Below are 514 nucleotides of genomic sequence, written 5' to 3'. Positions count from 1 at the left end.
CCGGGGTCGAGCGTCGTCCCCCAGGTCGTCCCGGACGTCGATGAGCCCGTGCCGGCGAACGCCTGGAAGGTGTAGGTCTTGGTGACCTGGACGTTGTTGGGATCGGTGACGGTCAGGGTGACGGAGTCGGTCCGGGTGGTGCTGAACGTGGTGTTCCAGGAGAACTTGAGGTTGGCGGTCGCGGTCCCGGTGATGGAGGTCGCGTCCGAGAGCCCCGACGTGTTCCACGAGTAGGTATAGGTCCCCGAGGCCGCGTCCGTCACCTGGGCGCGGAGGTCCACCGCCGCGCCGGGCTTCGCGAGCTGGTACGAGCCAGGGACGAGGACGACGCCGTTGTTGTAGTCGATCGTGTCCACGGTCAGGGCGGAGGCCAGCGCGGACATGGTCGTTACGGTGGACGAGGAGACCGCCGGGGCGACCCTCGCGGATGCCTGGACAGGGCTGACGCCGCCGCCGGACCGAGCCGACTCCCACGGCGTGGTTGCCAGCGCGACGGTTGAGGACGCCTGGCCGA

Annotated in this window: 1 protein-coding gene; it reads right to left on the bottom strand. The window is 69.5% G+C overall.

Going from position 1 to position 514, the window contains the following annotated elements:
- Positions 1–383 (bottom strand): hypothetical protein (locus G6O54_RS37060; protein ID WP_205679197.1); only part of this gene is annotated, 383 nt, incomplete at its 3' end.
- Between the last annotated feature and the right edge of the window lie 131 nt (positions 384–514).

Source organism: Aquisphaera insulae, from assembly GCF_011064615.1.
GTDB classification, from domain to species: domain Bacteria; phylum Planctomycetota; class Planctomycetia; order Isosphaerales; family Isosphaeraceae; genus Aquisphaera; species Aquisphaera insulae.
This window is presented reverse-complemented; position numbering and strand designations above follow the sequence as displayed.